Annotated in this window: 15 protein-coding genes and 1 tRNA gene; all 16 read right to left on the bottom strand. The window is 67.3% G+C overall.

What is annotated here, in order from left to right:
- Positions 1 to 281 precede the first annotated feature (281 nt).
- The 16 genes from BQ7106_RS07960 to BQ7106_RS07885 all read right to left on the bottom strand — a co-directional run bounded on the left by BQ7106_RS07960 (position 282) and on the right by BQ7106_RS07885 (position 19,524).
- On the bottom strand, positions 282 to 1,370 hold the full coding sequence (locus BQ7106_RS07960; RefSeq protein WP_129583828.1) for a hypothetical protein: 1,089 nt from the start codon (positions 1,368 to 1,370) through the stop codon (positions 282 to 284).
- Between the two features lie 766 nt (positions 1,371 to 2,136).
- Complete coding sequence (locus tag BQ7106_RS07955; RefSeq protein WP_072373968.1) at positions 2,137 to 5,394, bottom strand: 4-alpha-glucanotransferase; 3,258 nt, start codon at positions 5,392 to 5,394, stop codon at positions 2,137 to 2,139.
- A 3-nt stretch (positions 5,395 to 5,397) separates the two neighbouring features.
- A complete protein-coding gene (gene glgA, locus BQ7106_RS07950) occupies positions 5,398 to 6,897 on the bottom strand; it encodes a glycogen synthase GlgA (protein WP_072373965.1) in 1,500 nt (499 codons plus the stop codon).
- A gap of 16 nt (positions 6,898 to 6,913) precedes the next feature.
- Complete coding sequence (glgD, locus tag BQ7106_RS07945; RefSeq protein WP_072373962.1) at positions 6,914 to 8,008, bottom strand: glucose-1-phosphate adenylyltransferase subunit GlgD; 1,095 nt, start codon at positions 8,006 to 8,008, stop codon at positions 6,914 to 6,916.
- 2 nt (positions 8,009 to 8,010) lie between these two features.
- Positions 8,011 to 9,159 carry a glucose-1-phosphate adenylyltransferase gene (locus BQ7106_RS07940; RefSeq protein WP_072373959.1) on the bottom strand — a complete coding sequence of 383 codons (1,149 nt, stop codon included), beginning with the start codon at positions 9,157 to 9,159 and terminating at the stop codon, positions 8,011 to 8,013.
- 58 nt (positions 9,160 to 9,217) lie between these two features.
- A complete protein-coding gene (locus tag BQ7106_RS07935; protein ID WP_072373954.1) occupies positions 9,218 to 11,647 on the bottom strand; it encodes a glycogen/starch/alpha-glucan phosphorylase in 2,430 nt (809 codons plus the stop codon).
- A gap of 116 nt (positions 11,648 to 11,763) precedes the next feature.
- The gene (gene glgB, locus BQ7106_RS07930) at positions 11,764 to 13,896 is read right to left on the bottom strand and encodes a 1,4-alpha-glucan branching protein GlgB (protein WP_072373952.1); all 2,133 of its coding nucleotides are present in this window, start codon (positions 13,894 to 13,896) and stop codon (positions 11,764 to 11,766) included.
- A 268-nt stretch (positions 13,897 to 14,164) separates the two neighbouring features.
- Positions 14,165 to 14,710: a rubrerythrin gene (rbr, locus tag BQ7106_RS07925; protein ID WP_072373950.1), complete on the bottom strand. Its 546-nt coding sequence runs from the start codon at positions 14,708 to 14,710 to the stop codon at positions 14,165 to 14,167.
- Between the two features lie 73 nt (positions 14,711 to 14,783).
- Positions 14,784 to 15,662, bottom strand: coding sequence for an HhH-GPD family protein (locus BQ7106_RS07920; protein ID WP_072373948.1), 879 nt, complete (start codon positions 15,660 to 15,662; stop codon positions 14,784 to 14,786).
- Entirely contained in the window at positions 15,659 to 16,150 is a 492-nt protein-coding gene (locus tag BQ7106_RS07915) for an RrF2 family transcriptional regulator (RefSeq protein WP_072373946.1), read from the bottom strand. The genes BQ7106_RS07920 and BQ7106_RS07915 overlap by 4 nt, the downstream gene beginning before the upstream one ends.
- A 19-nt stretch (positions 16,151 to 16,169) precedes the next feature.
- Positions 16,170 to 16,862 carry an HAD family hydrolase gene (locus BQ7106_RS07910; protein WP_072373944.1) on the bottom strand — a complete coding sequence of 231 codons (693 nt, stop codon included), beginning with the start codon at positions 16,860 to 16,862 and terminating at the stop codon, positions 16,170 to 16,172.
- Positions 16,863 to 17,014: 152 nt separating this feature from the next.
- Positions 17,015 to 17,091: transfer RNA gene (locus BQ7106_RS07905), tRNA-Asp, on the bottom strand.
- A gap of 142 nt (positions 17,092 to 17,233) precedes the next feature.
- Positions 17,234 to 18,046, bottom strand: a complete 813-nt coding sequence (locus tag BQ7106_RS07900) for a hypothetical protein (RefSeq protein ID WP_072373942.1) — start codon at positions 18,044 to 18,046, stop codon at positions 17,234 to 17,236.
- Between the two features lie 24 nt (positions 18,047 to 18,070).
- The gene (gene recR, locus BQ7106_RS07895; RefSeq protein ID WP_072373939.1) at positions 18,071 to 18,679 is read right to left on the bottom strand and encodes a recombination mediator RecR; all 609 of its coding nucleotides are present in this window, start codon (positions 18,677 to 18,679) and stop codon (positions 18,071 to 18,073) included.
- 12 nt (positions 18,680 to 18,691) lie between these two features.
- Positions 18,692 to 19,030 (bottom strand): YbaB/EbfC family nucleoid-associated protein, encoded by a 339-nt coding sequence (locus BQ7106_RS07890; RefSeq protein WP_240307463.1) that lies wholly within the window; start codon positions 19,028 to 19,030, stop codon positions 18,692 to 18,694.
- A 20-nt stretch (positions 19,031 to 19,050) separates the two neighbouring features.
- The gene (locus BQ7106_RS07885; RefSeq protein ID WP_072373936.1) at positions 19,051 to 19,524 is read right to left on the bottom strand and encodes a hypothetical protein; all 474 of its coding nucleotides are present in this window, start codon (positions 19,522 to 19,524) and stop codon (positions 19,051 to 19,053) included.
- Between the last annotated feature and the right edge of the window lie 1,751 nt (positions 19,525 to 21,275).

Raw genomic sequence — 21,275 nt, 5'->3', positions numbered from 1 at the left:
CGGGGGCGCGGCGGTGCATAGAAACTCGCGCGCGTCTGCACCACGACAGGTTCATGGGACCGAGAAGAACGATCTTTGCGCGCAACGAGAGAAGAAACCTAAGCATCCGCACCTCAATCGCTGGAACGGCTTTGATTTCTCAGGCGCCGCAACCCCCCTCCCTCTCATACGCGCGCACATTCCTAAGCATTCCATCCCGTTTCCACGCAACGGCAAAGAGAAGCTAAGCGGCACACCGCGCAGGCGCCTTCCCGTGGGCGCGAGCTCTTCGGCACCAGTCTCTACGCCAGCCCGTAGGCCTCAATGGGGACCCGCTCCCCAGCCTCGGCCGCCCCGATGCGCGCGCAATCGCCCGGCGGCAGCTCCCCCTCATCCCGCGGGCGATACCGGTAGCAGTCGTCGAGCGCGTCGAGGTCCCTGAGAAGCGCGATCCTCAGACCCCGACGTTTTCTCGCATCCTTGCCGCTCACGCCTACCCGCGGGTAGCCGAGCTCCCTGCGTATGACGCCGACCAGCCCGTCAAAATAGTCGATGTCCCCATAGTGCTCCTTGCGCATCTGATACTCCCCTATCCCCATGCCCTTGAGCTCGTTACTCCTCGTCGCGTCCTGAACGAGGCGCCTGGGCTCGTTGTGACGCTCCCCCAGATACTCGAGGGCAACGACCCTGCTTCCGTCAGGCGAGGCGATGAGGATGTCGGGCTTGCGCACGCCTTCGCTCATGCCGTCGTGAATGCGCCGGACCTTGATCGGCTCGTTCATCGAGAGAACGTTGAGGTGATGGCCGCCCAGGGCCGGCTTGAGACCGAGTCGCAGCGCGAGCTTGGTCTCCCGGGGCGAGCCCGACCCCACGCACGCGCGCTTCAGCGCCTCGCGAACCATGCGCGTTCCCGGACGCGCGCCGAGCCTCCCGAGGTAGTCGCGCACGCGATTGGGCGTGGTGAGGGGCACGTCGCGCTGGAACATCCCGTCCTCCGACCCGGGGCTCACGGCATAGAGTCCCATGAGCTCCGATAGCAGGCAAACCAGCCCCAGCATCGTGAGCTGCGGAGCCATCTGCACGGCAAGGAGCTCGGGCGAGCTGCAGAGCACGCCGTCCGAGAGACGCACCGCCGAGCCTTCGGGAAGCGGGCCGCTCTGCAGGTGGGTGACGATGCCGGGCCTTCGCGTGAGGGCGCCCCGATTTGATACCAGGGCGTTTATCGGAGGCTCAAAGCTCCCCAGCAGCGACCCAGGCAAGAAGAGCTCGCCCGGATCTCCAACGCTCGACGGAACGCAGAGCCCGCAGCGCTCTCCCCTCGCAAAGCGACCCCGCAGGTCCCACCTGCGCATCGCCTCCAGTGCCGTGATATGTGAGATGACGATGTCCATGCGGCACACGATACAACGCACCCGACGTCACCGTTCACGGGGCGCTTGCACGTGGCTGACGCGAACATTTCTGCGGCTGACGTCGATGGCGTTATGCCAGATAAACTGACTATTACCAGTTTATCTCTCCATAAGTATTTCATATTTTATCTCCGCTCGCGCCCGGAACGACGCCGCTCACCGCCGGCGGCGACGGCACGCCGTACCGGAAGTCAACAAGGCCAGCGGTTTGTCGCAAAGCGTGCTTACGAATTCGCGTCCGTAGCGCGAACCGCGCAACCACGTCAACGTGCCTCTCGCTCTTGATCGACCGGGGAACATCGAGCGCATAGTTCTTCTTGGCCGTTGCGTAGATTGCGTCGTGGACGCATAGAAATTGCCGCCCGTTTTGCGAGCGTGGACGCAAGATGGACGAACCCCTCAAGGCGAGGATGCAACGGGCGAGAAAAACAAAGCGCTCTCAGGCCGCGTTGCGCAACGGCCGAGAAGAACTATGCGCGCACGGTCAACGGAGAGCCTGGAAAGCGTGGTCGTGAGGGTTCCGCGCGCCGAAGGCTGCATACGAGCGCGACTTTCTATGCACGCACGGGTCTGCGCACGCAACGGTCGAGAAAAGTAAAACGGTGCGCGGACATTGAGCGGCGCGCGGACATTGAGCGTCGCACGGGCATTCAGGAGTGCGCGGACGGCGCAGCGAGCGGGCCAGACGCACTCCGGGCGCCGCCCGCCGCGACGGAAGACCCGGGCGGCGGGCGGTGCGTCAGGGCTACCGCAGCGAGCGGCCGCTCTCGCGCGCCAGCTCGGACAGACGCGCCGCGGCTGCGTCGATGTCCTCCCTTCGCGCCTGCCAACCCCAGCCGCCGGCGCGGCCGGGCACGTTCATGCGAGCGTCGTCGTCGAGCTGGAGCACGTCCTGAAGCGGCATGATGGCGACGTCAGCGTCTGACGCGAGCACCCTTCGGGCGATCTCGTCCGCCAGCTCGACTGCCTCGTCGCCCGCGACGCCGAAGCGCGACTCGCAGAACCCAACGAGCGTCTGGTTGTCGTGGGTGCCCGTATAGGTCAGCGTCTCCGGGCGCGGCACGTACCCCTCGCGCACGTCCCCATCAAAGAACTGCACGATGTCCATGCCCGGGATGCCCGTGGCGCACACGAGCTCGCGGACCGCCGGAGTGATGGCGCCGAGGTCCTCGGCAATGAAGGGCAGCGGCCCGAACTGGCGGTGCGCCACCTCGAAGAGCTCCATCCCCGGACCGAACGCGTACGCCCCCTCGCTCGCCGACTTGCCCGAGGGAATCGAGAAGTACGACGAGAACCCGATGAAGTGGTCGAGGCGCACGTAGTCATAGAGCGCGAGCGCGCGGCTGAACCGACGCAGCCACCAGCCGAAGTTCTGCTCCCGCAGGATGTCCCAGCGATACGTCGGGTTGCCCCACACCTGGCCCTCGGGTGCGAACGCGTCGCCCGGAGCGCCCGCGACGCGGCGCGCGTGCCCCGACTCGTCCAGGTCGAAGATGTCCGGCTCGCTCCACACGTCGGAAGAGTCGCCCGAGACGTACATCGGCATGTCGCCGATGATCTGCACGCCGCGCGAGCGCGCGTACTCGTGAAGCTCGCTCCACTCGCGGTCGAACTCGTACTGGAGCCGCCGGTGATTCTCGGCCGCCACCGCGATGCGGGGATTGCGCATGTGGCTCGGGCTGTAACGACGGTAGCGCGCCGGCCAGCTCTGCCACGGGGCGCCGTCGAGGAGCTCCTTGATGGCGCAGAAGACGCAGTAGGGCTTCAGCCAGTAGTCGTTCTCGTTGCAGAACTCGAGGTAGTCCTCCGAGGCGCCGACCTTCTCGAGGCGCTTGAGGGTCTCCTCCTCGCCGTCCTCGAGCAGCGCGGTGTTGCCGGCGAACGCCGAGACCCCCGCGTACGGGGAGCCGTACTCGTCCGTGGGGTTGACCGGGAGCACCTGCCAGTAGGTCTGGCCGTTGTCCGCGAGCCAGTCCACGAAGCGGCGCGCCGGGGCGCCGAGCGTGCCCGGCCTTCCCCCGTTGGGGATCGACGTCACGTGGCACAGCACGCCCATGCCGCGCTCGAGGGGCTGCTGCAGGCGAGCGCGACGGTGGAAGTGGAGCACCGCGGTGCCGAGCGGCCACAGGAAGACCTCGGCCTGCCCGCCCGTGACCTTGGGCACCTGCCCCGAGATGACGTCGGACACGGCGTCGCCCACCATGGGGACCTTGACCGTGTGCGCATTGGAGAGGCTGGCGTTCGCGAGAACGCAGACCGCCTCGTCCTCGCCGCGGCGCCAGAATCCGAAGACCTCCTCGCCGGACGAGAAGGGCTCGAACTCGCCGTCGACGAAGACCGGCAGGGTCCTGCGAACCGCGATCGCGTTGCGGTAGATGCTCGTGCAGTCCCTGCGGCCGCCGTCCCACGGGAAGGGAGCGCGGTTGTACGGGTCGCGGAAGCCCTCGACACCGCGCTCGTCGCCGTAGTAGACGCACGGCACGCCCGGCAGCGTCATCTGCAGGAGCGCCACGAGCCACAGGCGCGACATGGCAAGCCCCGCCTGGTCCTCGGTGAGGCGGTAGCCGGCGCGCTCGGCCTCGGGGACGGAGTCGGGATCGGGCGCGCCACCGAGCACCGTGAAGAGGCGCTCGCGGTCATGGCTCCCCACGAGGTTGAGCGAGGAGTAGAAGTTGTCGGGCGGATAGTTCTCGCGCAGCTGCTCGAGGCGGGCCGCGAGCTCGGAGGCGCCGATCTCGCCCCGCACGAAGGCGAGGAGGCCGGTCCGCAGCGGGTAGTTCATCGTGCCGTCGAGCTCGGCCCCCTCGAAGTACTGGCGGAGCTTGCCGTAGGCGAGCTTGTTGGAGGCGTCCTCCCAGACCTCGCCGATCAGCACGCCGTCGGGCTTCTCGGCGAGCAGGGCGCGCTTGATCTGCGCGATGAAGTCATCGGTGAGCTCGTCGGCGACGTCGAGGCGCCAGCCCCGCGCACCCGAGCGCAACCAGCTCCGGATGACGCCCTTGCGCCCGCAGACGAGCTCGTGGAGACCCTCGCAGTCGGGACGGAAGCTCGGGAGGTTCTGGTCCCCCCACCAGCCGGCGTAGGTCCCGTCGTCGTTGAAGGTGAACCAGTCTCGGCACGGCGACTGCTCTCCCTGCCAGGCACCCGGCTCGCGGTAGGTTCCGAAGCGGTTGAAGTAGCGCGAGTCGGCGCCGCAGTGGTTGAAGACGCCGTCCAGGATGATCGAGATGCCGCGCTCGGCCGCGTCGACGGCGAGCTCCCTGAAGCTCCGCTCGTCGCCGAGCATCGGGTCGATGCGGAGGTAGTCCGCCGTGTCGTAGCGGTGGTTGCTCGCCGCCTCGAAGATCGGGTTGAGGTAGAGCACCGTCACGCCCAGGTCCTCGAGATAGTCGAGGCGCTCGCGGATGCCCTCGAGCGTCCCCCCGTAGAAGTCCCAGCACGCAATTCCGCCGTCCTCGGTCCTGCGGTAGGTGGGCGGCGTGTCCCAGTCCTCGACCAGCTCTCGCGCAGGGCCGCCCTTGCGTCGAATGGCAAACGAGTCGTCGACGCGCTCGCGCCAGTCCTCGCCCCGGGCGAAGCGGTCGGGGAAGATCTGGTAGACGACGCCCTCGCGGTACCAGCGCGGCTGCGTCGCGCGCGCCTTGTAGACCGTGATCTGAAACGACGGCGGGTCGCCGTAGGCGAAGGCGCCCTCCCCGGTGGTCCACCCCTCGCGCGCGCCGTAGCGCCAGACGGCGCCGTCGCGCGCCTCGATGTCGAAGCTGTACCACACGACGCCGGTCTCCGCAGGCTTGTAGCTGGCAGAGAACCGCAGGCAGTCTCCCCTGTTGGCGCCGTGCATCTCGATGAGCTCCTCGCCGCGGGCATCGGTCCACACGCGCAGCGTGCAGAAGACGACGTCGTCGCCCCACACGTCGATGCTCAGCATGACGGTGCCGCCCAGCTGGACGGCACCGAAAGGACTTCTGTACTCGGGCTCGGATGTTACGTGACGAGCTTTCAAGCGTTACCTATCTCTTCTTTTGTTGTACCGGATGATCTCCGGGTGGAGGCCGTGGTAGATGTCCATGTAGTCGTTGGCCGCGCGACGCCAGCTGAAGTCGGCGTCCATGGCCTGGAGCATGAGCTTAGTCCACGCGTCCTTGTCCGTCCAGAAGATCTCGCATGCGCCGAGCAGCGTGTCCGCCATCTCGTCGGCGTTCATGTTGGCAAACGAGAAGCCCGTGCCCTCCCCGGTGTACTTGTTGTACGGGGTGACCGAGTCACGCAGGCCGCCGGTCTCGCGCACGAGCGGAAGGGTGCCGTAGCGCATGGCGATCATCTGGGACAGGCCGCACGGCTCGAACTCGGACGGCATGATGAGGATGTCGCCGCCGGCGTACATGCGGTGCGAGAGAGCGTTGTCGAAGGCGATGCGCGCGCACATCTGGCTGCCGTACTTGGCGTCGAAGTAGCGGAACGCATCCTCGTGGTCCTTGTCGCCGGTGCCGAGAATCGCCACCTGGACGCCTCGCTGCATGAGGTGGTCCATCGCGTAGCGGACGAGGCCGAGGCCCTTCTGATCGGTGAGGCGACCGATGGAGACGACGAGCGGGCGCGTGGGATCCTGCGCGAGGCCGAGCTCCTCCTGGAGGGCGCGCTTGCACTCCGCCTTGTTCTCGAGGTCCTTGGCGGAGTAGTTCGCCGCGATCATCGGGTCGGTCGAGGGGTTCCAGATGCCCTGGTCGATGCCGTTCAGAATGCCGCGCAGGACGTCGGAGCGACGGCGGAAGATGCCGTCGAGACCCTCGCCGTAGAAGGGCATCTGCAGCTCGTAGGCATAGCTCGGGCTGACCGTGGTGAGGTAGTCCGCGTAGCAGAGGGCGCCCTTCATGTAGTTGATGGAGTCGCGGTCGCAGTAGAGCTGGTCGCGAGCGGCGGGGATGTGGGCGAGGCCCAGCACCTCCTCGAGGACCTTGTCGCTGTACTGCCCCTGGAACTTCACGTTGTGGACGGTGAAGACCGTCTTCACGTTGACGCACTGCGGGACCTGCTGGTAGAACTCGCGCAGGAAGACGCAGCACATGGCCGTCTGCCAGTCGTTGCAGTGCAGGACGTCGCACTCGAGCTCCGGCACCTTGGCGATGGCCTCGCAGATGGCCTTCGAGAAGAACGCGAAGCGCTCGCCGTCGTCGAAGTAGCCGTAGAGGGCGTCACGCTTGAAGTAGGCCTCGTTGTCGATGAAGTAGAAGTCGAGGTCCTGGAGCGCGAGCTTCTCGATGCCGCAGTACTCGTTGCGCCAGGCGAGCGGCACGTAGAAGTCGGCCACGTGCTTCATCTGGTCCTTGTACTCCTGGGGAATGCTGGCGTACTTGGGCAGGATGACCGCCACGCGCGCGCCGGCGTGCTTGAGGGCGCGCGGAAGGGAGCCCGCGACGTCCCCCAGGCCGCCCGTCTTGGCAAACGGGACGGCCTCGGAGGAGGCGAAGAGCACCCGGAGCTTCCTGCGCTTGGCTGTTGTGGACACGTCGATCGCCCCGTTCCTAGTCGCGAGCCTTTTCCTTGATGAGCACGTCCTCGGGGGTGCCCCTGAGCTCGGTGCCCGCAGGAACGACGTTGCCGCGGTCGACGATGGCGTTCTCCACGCGAGCGCCGCTCTTCACGACGCAGCCCTGCATCACGATGGAGTTGCGCACCGTGGCGCCGGCCTCCACGATGACGTTGCGGCCCAGGATCGAGTCGCTGACGTTGCCGTAGATGCGGTCGCCGGAGGCAACGGCGGAGTGGCAGACGTGGCTGCCGACCTCGAACTTGGCGGGCGGCGTGTCGTGGGTCTTGGTCTTGATGAAGCGGTCCTCGACGAAGAGCTCCGCGATGATGCGCGGGTCGAGCAGGTCCATGTTGGCGCGGAAGTAGGAGCGCTTGTTGAAGATCGGGGCGACGTAGCCGTCGAAGTCGTAGGTGCGGATGTTCACGCGACCGAAGTCGCCCGCCATGGCCTCGAAGAGGTCCAGGTAGTCCGTGGCGGCATACCAGTCGAACATGTCGAGCAGCAGCGAGCGGTTGATCACGAAGCAGTCGAGGAACATGGTCTCGCCGAAGGCGGCGCCATGGTGGACGCCGCAGACGCGGCCGTCCTCGACGTCAAAGGCGGTGACATCGGGATCCTTCTCGGACGCCGTCTTCGTGAGGACGGTGATGTCAGCGCCGGAGGCCTTGTGGGCCTCGTAGACCTTGTCAAGGTCGATGTTGTACACGAAGTTGGCCGTCGAGAAGAACACGGCGTCGGAGGTGCTGCGCGTGAAGTAGGCCTTGTTGTGCACGAGGTCGCGCAGCAGGAAGCGCGCGCCGGTGCGGGAGGTGCCGAAGGCGGAGCCGGGCAGGATGAACAGGCCGCCGTTCTTGCGGTCGAGGTCCCAGTCCTTGCCGGATCCCACGTGGTCGATGATCGAGCGGTAGTTGTACGGCATGACCATGCCCACGGTGCGGATGCCGCAGTTCACGAAGTTGGACAGCGCGAAGTCAACGAGGCGGTAGCGGCCGAAGTAGGGCAGCGACGCCATCGGGCGGCTCTCGTTGAGCGGGCTCGACTCCTTGGCGGAGTAGTTGCAGGTGATAAGGCCGATGACCTTCTCCATGGTTAGTTCTCCCCCTTCCCGACAACGACGTCGTTGCCGATGACGGCGGTGTCCTTGGCGGTGTCAACGCTTCCGACGCTCACGTTCTCCTCGACAACGGAGTTCTCACCGAGGATGGCGCGCACCACGTTGGCGCCGTCCTTGACCCGCGCGCCCGGCAGCAGGACCGAGTCGACGACCGTCGCGCGCTCGCCGATGTAGGCGTCGGTCGAGACGATGGAGTGCTTGACGGTGCCGTAGACCTGGCAGCCGTTGGCGATGAGGCAGTCGTCGATCGTGGCGTCCTTGCCCACGAACGCGGGCGGGCGCGTCGAGGCGTTGCTCATGATCGGGAAGGTGGTGCTGAAGATGTCGAAGGCGGGGTTGGGGCCGAGCAGGTCCATGCTCGTCTCGTGGTAGCTCGAGATGGTGCCGACGTCACGCCAGAAGCCGTTGAACTCGTAGGTGTAGAGGCGACGGTCGTCGGCAAGCAGCTTCGGGATGATGTTGCCGCCGAAGTCGTGCGCGGAGGTCTGGTCGAGCGCGTCCTCCTTGAGGGTCTCGACGAGCAGGTCCGCGTTGAAGATGTAGATGCCCATGGAGGCGAGGTTCGAGTCGGGCTTCTTGGGCTTCTCGGAGAACTTGGTGATGCGGCCGTCAGGGTCGGCGGTCAGGATGCCGAAGCGGGAGGCCTCCTCCCAGGGCACGGGCATGACCGCGATCGTGAGGTCTGCGTTGTTCTTCTTGTGCGTCTCCAGCATGTCGTCATAGTCCATGCGGTAGAGCTGGTCGCCCGAGAGGATGAGCACGTACTCGGGGTCGTTGGTCTCGATGTAGCCGAGGTTCTGGGTCACGGCGTCCGCCGTGCCCTCGTACCACGCGCCGCCCGTCTGGGTGGCAAACGGGGGCAGGATGGCGACGCCACCGCCGCGCTCGTCGAGGTTCCAGGCCTCGCCGGTACCGATGTAGCTGTGCAGCAGGTACGGACGGTACTGCGTGAGCACGCCCACCGTCGTGATTCCGGAGTTCGCGCAGTTGGAAAGCGCAAAGTCGATGATGCGGAACTTGCCACCGAACGAGACCGCCGGCTTAGCGACGTTGCTCGTCAGCGCACCGAGCCTGCTACCCTGACCACCCGCCAGGAGCATTGCGATGCACTCTTTCTTGCTCATACCCCCACTCCTTTCACAGCCTTGTACGGGGGGCCGTCAGGCCCCCCAACACGTACACCTAAATGTGCCAGATGTCAGCCATGTACTCACGGATTGTTCGGTCAGAAGAGAAGTATCCGGCCTTGGCGGTATTGTGGAGCGCCGCCTTGTTCCAGGCGCGACGGTCGCCGTAGGCGCCCGTCAGCTCGTCCCACGCCTGGACGTAGGCGTGGAAGTCGCGAAGCACGAGGTCGGGGTCGTTGTCCACCATGAGGTAGTCGCGGATGCTGTCGAAGTTGCCCGAGAGGCGCGCGAGGGTGCCGTCGGTGAGCATGTCGACGATGCGCCCGAGGTGGTCGCGGTCGGCGTTGTACTGGTCCCAGGCGTAGTAGCGACCGGAAGCGCGCAGGGCCTCGACCTCGTCGGCGTGCAGGCCGAAGATCTTGATGTTTTCGGGGCCCACGAGCTCGGAGATTTCGACGTTGGACCCGTCGAGGGTGCCGAGGGTGATGGCGGCGTTCATCATGAGCTTCATGTTCGAGGTTCCCGACGCCTCGGCGCCGGCGACGCTGATCTGCTCGGAGATCTCGGCCGCGGAGTAGATGAGCTGCGCGTTGGAGACCGCGAAGTTGGGCACGAAGGCGACCTTGATCTTGTCGTTGGCGCGCGGGTCGTTGTCGATGACGTCCGCCACGGAGTTGATCAGGCGGATGACCTCCTTGGCGAAGGTGTAGCTCTGCGCCGCCTTGCCGGAGAAGATGAACGAGGTCGGGCGCGGGCTGTAGCTCGGGTCCGAGACGATGCGGTTGTAGATCTCGAGGATCTTGAAGACGTTCAGGAGCTGGCGCTTATACGCGTGGAAGCGCTTGACCTGCACGTCAAAGACCGAGTTGACGTCGAGCTCGACGCCGGACACCTCCTTGACGTAGGCGGCCAGGCGCTCCTTGTCGGCCTTCTTGGCGGCCTCCATGCCGTCGAGGAAGCTGGCGTCCTCCTCGAAGGGCACGAGCTTCTCGAGCTCCATGGCGTCGTCCATCCAGCCGTCGCCGATGGCGTCGGTGATGAGCTTGGCATAGGGCGGGTTCGCCTCGCACAGGAAGCGACGGTGCGTCACGCCGTTGGTCTTGTTGTTGAAGCGGTGCGGCACGAGCTCATAGAACTCATGGAACACGCTGTCCTCGAGGATCTTGGTGTGGAGCGCCGAGACGCCGTTCACCGAGTGGGAGAAGATGATCGAGAGGTTGGCCATGCGGACCTGGCCGTCCCACAGGATCGCGGTGTTCTGCAGGACGTTGGTCCAGTTGCCCTCGTTGGGCGAGAGGTGGTTGGCGAGGCTGTCGCGATAGCGGCGGTCGACCTCGTCGATGAACATGTAGAGGCGCGGCAGGAGGTTGCGGAACGTGTTGATCGGCCACTTCTCGAGCGCCTCGGGCATGACGGTGTGGTTGGTGAAGGAGATGGTCTCCTTGCAGACGCGGTACGCGAGGTCGAAGTCCACGCCCTTCTCGTCCACGAGCAGGCGCATGAGCTCGGGGCCGCACATGGCGGGGTGCGTGTCGTTGGTGTGAATGGACACGTGCTCGCCGAGGTGCTCCCAGTCGGGGCCGAACTCGCGCTCGTAGGTGCGCAGGATCGTCTGCAGGCCGGCGGAGACGAAGAGGTACTCCTGCTTCAGGCGCAGCATCCGGCCGTGCTCGCCGGCGTCGTTGGGATAGAGGATCGTGGAGATCGCCTCGACGTCGGAGCGGAACTTGTTGGCGCGCGCGTAGTCGCCGGCGTTGAACGCGTCGAGGTCGAAGTCCTCGGTGTAGGGCTCGGCGGACCACAGGCGCAGCTTGTTCACGACCTTGCCACCGTAGCCGATGATGGGCACGTCGTAGGGCACGGCGCGGACGATCTCGCCGCCCTCCTGGGTGAACCAGAACTTGCCGTTCTCCTCGTGGCGGACGACCTGCCCGCCAAAGCGGACGAGCACGGAGCTGCCGTCCTTGCGGGTCTCCCAGGGGAAGCCGTTGGCGAGCCAGTTGTCGGTGCGCTCGACCTGACGGCCGCCCTCGATGTACTGGCGGAACAGGCCGTAGCGGTAGCGCATGCCGTTGCCGTAGCCGGCGATTCCCTCGTGCGCCATCGAGTCGAGGAAGCACGCGGCCAGACGGCCGAGGCCGCCGTTGCCGAGGCCCGGGTCGACCTCCTGGCGGCAGATGGCGTCGAGGTCGGCGCCCATGGACTTGATGCCGCTCGCGACCAGGTCGCGGATGCCGAAGTTGATCAGGTAGTTGTCGAGCAGGGGCCCGAGGAGGAACTCGAGGGAGAAGTAGTAGACCTTCTTGTCCTCCTTGTCGTGCGACTCCGGGAAGATTGCGCGGCCCTTGTTGGCGATGAGCTCGGCGAGGGCGTAGTAGCGCTCCTGCTCGGGCAGCTCCTCGAAGGGGGTGCCGTAGCGAGAGACGCACTCCTCGCGGTACTGCTCGACGAAGTCCTGCTCGTTCTCAAAGATCTTGGTAGTCAATGCTGCTCCCTCTGGTTGGCGACAAGAACGGGGCGTGCAGCGCTGCCGCACGTGGGCGAGCCGTCGTGCTCCCGCCCGCATCGGGGCCGCCCGTTCGGACGGCCCCGCGTAAAAGCTTACTCCTCCGCGGGCTTCTTCTTGGCCGCGGGCTTCTTGGCTGCCGGGCGCTTGGCGCCCGGGGCCGTCTTCTTGGCGGGGGCCTTCTTGGCCTCACCCGCCTTCTTGGTCGTGGCGGCCTTGGAGGAGGCGGCCTTGGCGACCTTCTTGGCCGGACGACGCAGCGCGCCGGTGCGCTTGAGGATCATGCCGCCCAGCGGCGGGACGCGCACGACGATGGACTGCTCGCGACCGTTCCACGGCTCGTCCTGGCACTTGATCTTGCCGGTGTTGATGACGCCCGAGCCGCCGAAGCGCTCCTCGTCGGAGTTGAAGAGCTCCTGGTAGACGCCCCACTCCGGAACGCCCATCCGGAAGTCCTCGCGGGCGTTGACGTCGAAGTTGATGAGAATGACGAGCTCGTCGCCGGGCTTGTCACCCCTGCGGATGAAGGTGACGATCGACTGGTCGGCGTTGTCCGCGTCGATCCACTCGAAGCCCTCCGGCTCGAACGCGCGCGCCCACAGGGCGGGGTGCTCGTTGTAGAAGCGGTTGAGCTCGCGGACGAAGGTCTGCTGGTGGCGGTGGGTCTCGTACTGCTCCGCCAGGAAGTACTGGATGGCCTCGTAGTAGCGCCACTCGATGAACTGCGCGATCTCGTTGCCCATGAAGTTGAGCTTGCCGCCCGCGTGCGTCATCTGGTAGAAGGCCAGCGCCCTCATGCCCGCGAACTGGCGCCAGTAGTCGCCCGGCATGCGGGTGATGAGAGAGCACTTGCCGTTGACCACCTCATCATGGCTGAGCGGCAGGATGAAGTTCTCGTTGAACTGGTACATCGTCGAGAACGTGAGCATGCGGTGGTTGCCAGGACGCCAGGGGAAGTCGGTCTGCATGTAGTGCAGGGTGTCGTTCATCCAGCCCATGTCCCACTTGAAGTGGAAGCCCAGGCCGCCGTTCTCGGGCGGGTAGGTCACGAGCGGCCACGCGGTGGACTCCTCGGCGATCATCATGACGTCGGGGTAGAACTTGCCCATCGCCGCGTTGGTCTGGCGGATGAAGGCCGAGGCGTCGAGGTCCTCCTCGGTGCCCTTCTCGTTGAAGCGCTTCTGTCCGGGGTCGTCGATGCCGAAGTTCATGTAGAGCATGCTCGAGACTCCGTCCATGCGGATGCCGTCGGCATGGAAGCGCTCAGCCCAGAAGAGCGCGTTGGAGACGAGGAAGCTGCGGACCTCGCCGCGGGAGTAGTCGAACTGGTGCGTGTTCCAGTTGGGGTGGATCTTGTGCTCGTAGAGCATCTCGCCGTTGAAGGTCGCGAGGCCCTCGGCGTTGGCGCAGAAGCCCCCGGGGACCCAGTCGAGGATCACGCCGATGCCGGCCTCGTGGCAGGCGTCGATGAGGTGCATGAACTGCTTGGGGTCGCCGTAGCGCGACGTGGCCGCGTAGTAGCCCGTCGGCTGGTAGCCCCACGACCCGTCGAAGGGGTGCTCGTTGACGGGCATGATCTCGATGTGGGAGTAGCCCATCTCCTTGGCGTAGGTCACGAGCTCGCGGGCGAGGTCGTCGTAGGAATAGACGACGCCGCGCTGCGCGGGGAAGGGGTCGCCGGGTCCGGGGTAGGTCCCGTCGGGCCGCGGCTCGCCCTGGGGCTCGTCGCCGTGGCGGCGCCAGCTGCCCAGGTGCACCTCGAAGATGTTGAACGGCTCCTTGAACATGTTGCGCTCGGCGCGCGCCTTCATGTAGTCGGCGTCGCCCCACTCGTAGCCGTCGATGTCAAAGGTGCGAGACGCGGTCCCCGGGACCTTCTCGGCGTAGAAGCCGTAGGGGTCCGCCTTGTAGAGCTTCTCGCCCGCGGCGGTCACGATCAGGTACTTGTAGAGGCACTCGTTCTCGATGCCGGGGACAAAGCCCTCCCAGACACCGCCGGTCTCGGTCTGCTCGAGCGGCGTGGCGGTCTCGTCCCACCCGTTGAAGTCGCCGATGACGTGGACGCTCTGGACGTTCGGGGCCCACACGGCGAAGTGGAACCCGCTCGTGCCGTCCTCGGTCCTGGCGGGATGGGCCCCCATCTTCTCGTAGCTGCGATACCACTCGCCACGAGCGAACAGGAACAGGTCGTCGTTGCTCAGGTAGAGCGTGCTGTCGAGAGCTTCCATGTCTCACTCCTCGAAGGTCAGGTGCGCCATGTCCCCCGTTCGGGGCGCTCCGCGCCGTGCTGGGCGCACGCGCAGAACAACACCCATTGTGAACGTTCAGTCAACGTCATGTCCACGAAAAAACCGCGAGTGCGCGAGCCCTGACGGCGAGAAGATCGGGCGAGACGCGGGACGACCGCCCGAGGCGCCGGCAAAACGACGCCCCGGGCACGAGGTCCGGGGCGTCGGCGGTCACGTCCGCACGGCCGTGAGGCCGCTGCGCGATGGCCTAGTAGTTGATCTTCTGCTCCTCGAAGTAGGCCTGCGGGTGGTTGCAGACCGGGCAGACCTTCGGGGCCTCGGCGCCCACGTGCAGGTGCCCGCAGTTCAGGCACTTCCAGACCTTGACGCCCTCGCGGGCGAAGACCTCGCCCTTCTCGACGCGCTCGGCCAGCTTGAGGTAGCGCTCCTCGTGGTGCTTCTCGATCTCCCCGACCATGCGGAACTTGGCCGCGATCTCGGTGAAGCCCTCGGCCTCGGCGGTCTCGGCGAAGCCCTTGTACATGTCGGTCCACTCGTAGTTCTCGCCGGCGGCGGCGTCGCGGATGTTGGTCAGGGTGTCGGGCACCTCGCCGCCGTGGAGGTACTTGAACCAGAGCTTGGCGTGCTCGCGCTCGTTGCCGGAGGTCTCCGTGAAGATGTCGGAGATCTGGACGTAGCCCTCCTTCTTGGCCTTGCTCGCGTAGTAGGCGTACTTGTTGGTGGCCTGGGACTCGCCGGCAAAGGCGGCCTCGAGGTTCTTCTTGGTCTGCGAGCTCTCGAACTCAACTGACATGGAAACTCCTCTCCCGTCCCCGTGGGACGCGTATGCTACCGGGCCCGCTGCCCGATATTAGTATATTGTATCATTAGATACGCCATATTCCATTCTCGTGGCGACAGAAACCCTCGGCGGCGAGCTCCTCGAGCAGCGCGAGCGCGTCGGGGGCGCCTAGGGCACTTCTACCCGCCCGGGCCTCCTCCTGTGCGAGCGCCTCGAAAAACTCCTCGAACGTCGCCCCAGCGGCACCCTCCCCTCGGTGGGCGAGCAGGACGCGCAGCGCCTCGGCGCGCTTCTGGCGGTGCGACCCCTCGAAGCGCGACTGCCGCACGTGCCCGCTCGAGCGGCGGCTCGGGTTGGGCACCGTGCGCTTGAGGTAGGCGCCGTAGTCGAGCAGCGCGTAGTACCACGTGCGCGGGTCGTCGGAGGGGTCGCTCGCATCGGGAGGGCACGTGGCGCGCACCACGGGGACGAGCTCGCGGTCGGGCACCCCCTCCGCCCCGGGGTAGAGCTCGTGGAGAAGGACCGCGCGCACGTTGGTCTCGAGGTAGACCCCGGGCAGGTCGAAGGCGAAGGCGCGGATTCCCGCCGCCGTCGCCGGCCCGATGCCCGGGAGCGCCTCGAGCTCGGCGGCGTCGGAGGGCACGGCCCCCCCTCGCTCGCAGACCGCCGCAGCGGCTCGCGCCAGCGAGAGCGCGCGTCGGTTGTAGCCGAGCCCCTGCCACTCGTCGAGGACGTCGGCCGCGTCCGCCGCCGCCAGCGCCTCCACGGTCGGAAACCGCTCGAGCCACCGCTGCCAGCGACCGTCCACCCGCGTGGTCTGCGTCTGCTGGAGCATGACCTCCGAGACCCAGACGGCATACGGGTCGCGCGTGCGCCGCCATGGCAGGTCTCGATAGAGCTCGCGGCCGCGCTCGAGCACCCGGGCACGAAACTCCCCGAGCGCACCATCCGCAAGACCGCTCATCGAGCCCCCTCGCGATGGCGCGCGGAGCGGGCCTCGTCCTCGCCCACGAGCTCGAAGTCGCCCGTGAAGACCGGGGAGAGCCCCTCGCAGACCAGCTGGTACAGGGTCACGCGCGAGAAGAACACGCGAAGGAGCAGCTCCGCGTTGCACCACACCGGCGAGAAGTGGCACCGCTCGCGGTTGGGGCACGCGACCCCGTCGCCCGCGGGGTCGGCGCAGCACGAGATCGCGACCGGGCCCTGCACCGCCTCGACGAGCTGCAGCAGCGTGGTCTGCTTGGGGTCGACCGAGAGCCTCATCCCCCCGTTCGCGCCGCGCGTGTTCTCGACGATGCCCGCCACCGCCAGGTCGTGCTGGATCGAGCGCGCGAACGAGTAGGGCACGCCGTTGTCGCGCGCCGCGGTGCGCACGGAGACGACGCCCCTCGGGTCCTCGACGAGCGCCGCGAGCATGCGCAGCGCGTAATCGGTCTTTCTCGAAATGTCCATGTCCCCTCCCCGCGCCGTGCTAGAGATCCCAGTCCAGGATCGGCCAGCCGTTCCTCCGCGCCGCGATGACGAGCGTCTTGCCTGGGCAGACCGCATACGGGTGGCGGGCGCGCGCGAGCAGGTCGACGTCGGTGTGATGGTCGCCGTAGGCGCGCTCGATCACCCAGCCCCCGCGCCCCAGGTGCGCATCGCACCACGCCTGCGCCGCACGGTACTTCTCGGCCCCGGCGACCACGGGCCCCTCGACCCGGCAGGTGCAGCGCCCCTGCTCGTCGAGCGCCATGCGAGTCGCGGCGTAGCCGTCGGCCCCCATCGCCTCCGCGGCGCAGCGGGCAATCCCCTCGAAGGTGGCCGAGACGATGAGGACGACGAGGCCCTCCTCGTGGCAACGGGCAACCTCGGCGAGCGCCTCGGGGCGGTAGAGCGGAGCGAGCACTCCGTCATGGAAGTCCCGCATGATGGCTTCGACCTCGTCCGGCGTCTTGCCGGCGAGCGACCCGAACACAAGCTCGCGCGCCTCGGCCTGACGGTAGGGAAGGTGGAGCTTGTAGCGGACCCCCCACCAGGCGAGCCGACACAGGCGTCCGGGCGACATGATGCCGCGACGCATGAGGTATCGGGTGAACAGCGACCCCGACTGCCCCCTGATGGAGGTGCCGTCAAAGTCAAAAACCGCCACCCTGCGCGTCTGCCGATCAGAGGTGGGCTCCATGGGCGTCCCGTCACCGCAGGAATCGTACGGAGATATGATACCGCAAGATGTGCATTTGGTCGCGTAAGGACTCCGTGTGGCCGCAAGCGGCGGCGCCTCGAGTGGCGACCGATATGAGAAAGGGGCCCCGAAGGGCCCCTCAGACAGTGCAATGGCGGGATGTAAGGGACTCGAACCCTCGACCTCCGACGTGACAGGCCGGCGCTCTAACCAGCTGAGCTAACACCCCGTTCGCCTTGCGCGAGGAGTATTCTTACATACCTCGTGCCCCTCGCGCAAGAGGGAATTTGAAAAAAGTTTCCCGATTCGGCTCCCATCCATATATCCGCAGCTAGATGACGCGTTTGACAATGGGTCGACGTCAATGGCGACTAGGCGACGGTGAACTCGTGCGTAGATCCGGCCGAGTCCGTCACGCGAAGCACGTCGCCGGAGAGCTCGATCGATGCGATCTGCCCCTCCCCTCCGGCGGCAGCGCCGTCGGAGCCCACGAGAAGGGACGCGTCGGAGTGACCGTCGATGACGTAGCAGACGACGTCCCACGACCCGTCGAGGTTCTCGGGCACGATCAGCGTCGCGCCAACGCGGGCGAGCGCCGCCGGGGTGCCCTCGACGGTGAAGAGGGTCTCCGTGGTACCCGACGAGCGGGTGAGCACGAGGCCCCACGCACCGTCCTCCTGCTGCGCGAGCGCGTAGCTCCGCCCGCCGTACTCCACCGCCTCGCCGACGCCCACCTGCTCGCTGGCGGAGTCGCGCGCGGCCTGCTCGTCGATGTACTGCTGCTCCTGCTCGGTCGGGCGCAGGGTCTGGGTGGGGGTCGCGCCGCCGTCGTCTTCCGCCGGGAAGAGGATCCCCATGACGCAGCTCCCCATCACAAAGAGGATGGCGAGCGCGAGGATCGACGCCACGACGAGAAAGACCACGCTCCCGCCGCGCCGACGCGAGGCGGCAACGGTCGACCGCGCCTCGGGGTGGCGCTCGAGATAGCGCTTCTCGGTGTTGCCGCGAGCGCGCCGCGCCGCCTCGGAGGCGTTGTCGCGCGTGGTCACGCGGGCACCCTGCCCCGCGCCGATGGTCGAGATCTCATCGCCGCCGCTCGAGGGCCGAGACGCCGCCCGGGCGCGCCGGGCTCCCGCCATGTGTCCCGCGGCGTGGGCGGGACGACGTTCCCTGTCGTTTGCCATGAGCGCTTCTCCCTTCGTGCCGGGCTACAGCTCCCGGCGCTCCTCGATGGCACGGCCGAGGGTCACCTCGTCAGCGTACTCCAGGTCACCGCCGACCGGCAGCCCGCTCGCGAGCCGAGACGTCCTCACCCCGAGCGGACGGATGACGCGCGCGAGGTAGGTCGCCGTGGTCTCCCCCTCGACGTCGGGGTTGGTGGCGAGGATGACCTCACTCACCTCGCCGTCCGAGAGGCGCGCGAGCAGCTCGCGAACGTGAAGCTGCTCGGGACCCACCTTGTCCATAGGGCTGATAACGCCGCCGAGCACGTGGTAGAGACCGTGGTAGCTGCCCGTCCGCTCGATGGCCCCCACGTCGCGCGGCTCGGAGACGACGCAGATCGACGAGCGGTCGCGCGACTGGTCGGCGCACACGTCGCAGGTGTCGCGCGTGGCGTACGAGAAGCAGACGGGGCAGAAGTGCACCTGCTGCTTGACCTCGAGAATCGCGTGCGCGAGGCGTCGCGCCTCCTCGACGTCCGCCTCGAGCAGGTGATAGGCGATTCGCTGCGCCGACTTGGGGCCTATGCCGGGAAGCCTTCCCAGCTCGTCGAGCAGGCGCTGGAGCGCGCGGCCGTCGTTGATGGCTGCATCCATCCGGCGCCCGACCTAGAAGAGCCCCGGGATGTTGAGGCCGCCCGTCACGGCGCCCATCTGCTGGCTCGCCATCTGCTCGGCGGACTCGAGCGCGTCGTTGACCGCGGCAAGGATCATGTCCTGCAGCATCTCGACGTCCTCGGGATCGAGCGCCTCGGGGTCGATGGTGAGCGAGGTGAGACGCATCGCGCCCGTCGCGCTGACCTTGACGGCGCCGCCGCCGGCGCTCGCGCTGACCTCGGTGGAGGCGACCTTCTGCTGCACGGCGATGAGCTGCTCCTGCATCTTGCGAGCCTGCGCCATCATCTGGTTGCGGTTCATGCCGCCCATGTTGTATCCCCTGGCCATCATGTTCCTTTCGGTCGGTGTGTCTAGTCCTCGTCGTCCTCGTCGTCGACGGGGTCATCGGTGTAGCCCTCGTCGAGTTCCGGTCCCTCATCATACGAGAGCTCCTCCGCCGCGTCCTCGTCAGACGTCGACACGGCGGTCTCGACGCTCATCGAGAGCGGCTGCCCGAAGGCGTCCGCCAGCATGGAGGCGATGCTCGCGAACTCGGGGGTGAGCTCCTGCTGCTCGACGCCGCCCCCGGGGCCCTCCCCCATCGCCCGCGGCGAGGCACCGCCCTCCTCGCCCGCGTCGGGAGACGCCCCGGCGGGGACGGGCGCACCGCCCACCGGGACCGGGTCCGGCGCGGCGGGCGCGGCAGGTCGGGGCGCCGCGGGTCGCTCGGCGGCGAGGGGGACGTCGGGCTCGAAGACCTCCTCATAGACCGCCGCGTCGGCATCGTCGTAAGGGACGACGTCGTCAGCGGCCGGGGCGGGGGCGGGTGGCTCGTCCCAGGGCATCGGGTAGGCTGGCGACGCGGGAGCCGGCTGCGGGGCCGTGGCCGCGGGGGCCGGAGCCGGCTGCTGAGCGGGCCGCGGCGCCGTGGTCGGCTGCGGGGCAGGCCGCGACGCCGGGGCGGGCGCCCTGCCCGCGCGGGCGATCTCCGCGCCTGCCAGGCTCGACTCGACGTAGACCACCTGGCGCGGGCCGAAGGCCGCGGCGACGACCGGATCGACGCTCGCGCGCACGTCGGAGCGCTCGAGCATGCGCGCCGCGAAGTGCGAGCCCTTGGGAAGCGACACCATGAGCCTCTCCCCGTCGTCGGAGACCGCCGTCGAAGAGAGGAGCAGAGAGCCCTTGGCCGGGACCTGCGCCACGAGCTGGTCGACGACCTGCTTCCAGAGCCGCTGCAGGTTTCCGTTGGCGTGGCCGCCCCCTCGGGGCGCCGCGACCGCCCCGGACGGTGTAGGTGATCAGATGGTTGTGATGTAGTGTGGTGAGTGTGTGCATAGTGTACGAGGGAGGATAGAAATGGAAGGTGGTGTAGGATAAGAGGACGGGATGGTGGATATGGAGATTTTTTTTTTTTTTCAAGCAGAAGACGGCATACGAGATGTAGAGAGGTCTCGTGGGCTCGGGAGCCGTCTTTTTGACGCTGGGGACCTCGATCGGCGCGGGCGCCTGCCCGTGGTCCGCATCGGCCGCCGGCCCCGCCGCCGGGCGAGGCGCGGCGAGGATGGCCACCTGTCGCTCGAGGTCGGCAACGCGCTCCGCGAGCGAGTCGAGCGTGAGGTCAGCTGCGGGGCGGGCGATCTTGGTGAGGGCAACCTCGAGGACGAGACGCTGGTTGGTGGCCGTGCGCATCTCCCCGGAAGCGTCGCCGAGGATGGAGAGCACCCGCGCGAGGCGGTCGACCGAGCCATATGCCGCGGCCTCGGCACGCAGGGCCTCGAGCTCGTCCCCACGCGCGGCGACCACGTCGTCGGCGCTCGGGACCGCCGCCACGACGTAGACGTCGCGCACGTGCGCAGAGAGCTCTCGGGCGAGCTGAAGGAGGTCGCGACCCGCATCGGCGAGGGCGCCCACCTCGGAGAAGAGGGCGCCGACGTCTCGGTGCGCCATCGCACGCGAGAGCTTGCCGAGCACCGAGCCCGACACCTCGCCGAGGAAGTCGGTCGCCGACGCGAGGTCGATGCCGCCCGACCCGAAGACGGAGAGCTGCTCGAGCGAGGTGAGCGCGTCGCGCATGCCGCCGCGGGCATGGCGCACGATCAGCTCGAGGGCCGCCTCGTCATACGTGAAGCCCTCCTGACGGCACACGTAGGCAAGGTGCGCCTGCATCTCGTCGTTTCCGATGGCATGGAAGTCGAAGCGCTGGACGCGGCTGAGAATCGTGGCGAGAATCTTCTGCGGGTCGGTGGTGCACATGATGAAGACGACGTGCTCGGGCGGCTCCTCGAGGGTCTTGAGCAGCGCGTTGAACGCGGCCGTCGTGAGCATGTGCACCTCGTCGATGATGTACACCTTGCAGCGCCCCATGGCGGGGGCGTAGCTCACGCGCGAGATGATCTCCTCGCGGACGTTGTCGACGCCCGTTCGCGACGCCGCGTCGAGCTCGATGACGTCGGGATGCTCTCCGGAGGCGATGAGCCGGCACTGCTCGCAGGTTCCGTCGGGCAGCGCCGCGGGGCCGCGCTCGCACATGAGGGCCTTGGCCAGGATGCGCGCCATCGTCGTCTTGCCCGTGCCGCGCGGGCCGCAGAAGAGGTAG

It is taken from the genome of Thermophilibacter mediterraneus (assembly GCF_900119385.1).
Taxonomy (GTDB): domain Bacteria; phylum Actinomycetota; class Coriobacteriia; order Coriobacteriales; family Atopobiaceae; genus Thermophilibacter; species Thermophilibacter mediterraneus.
This window is presented reverse-complemented; position numbering and strand designations above follow the sequence as displayed.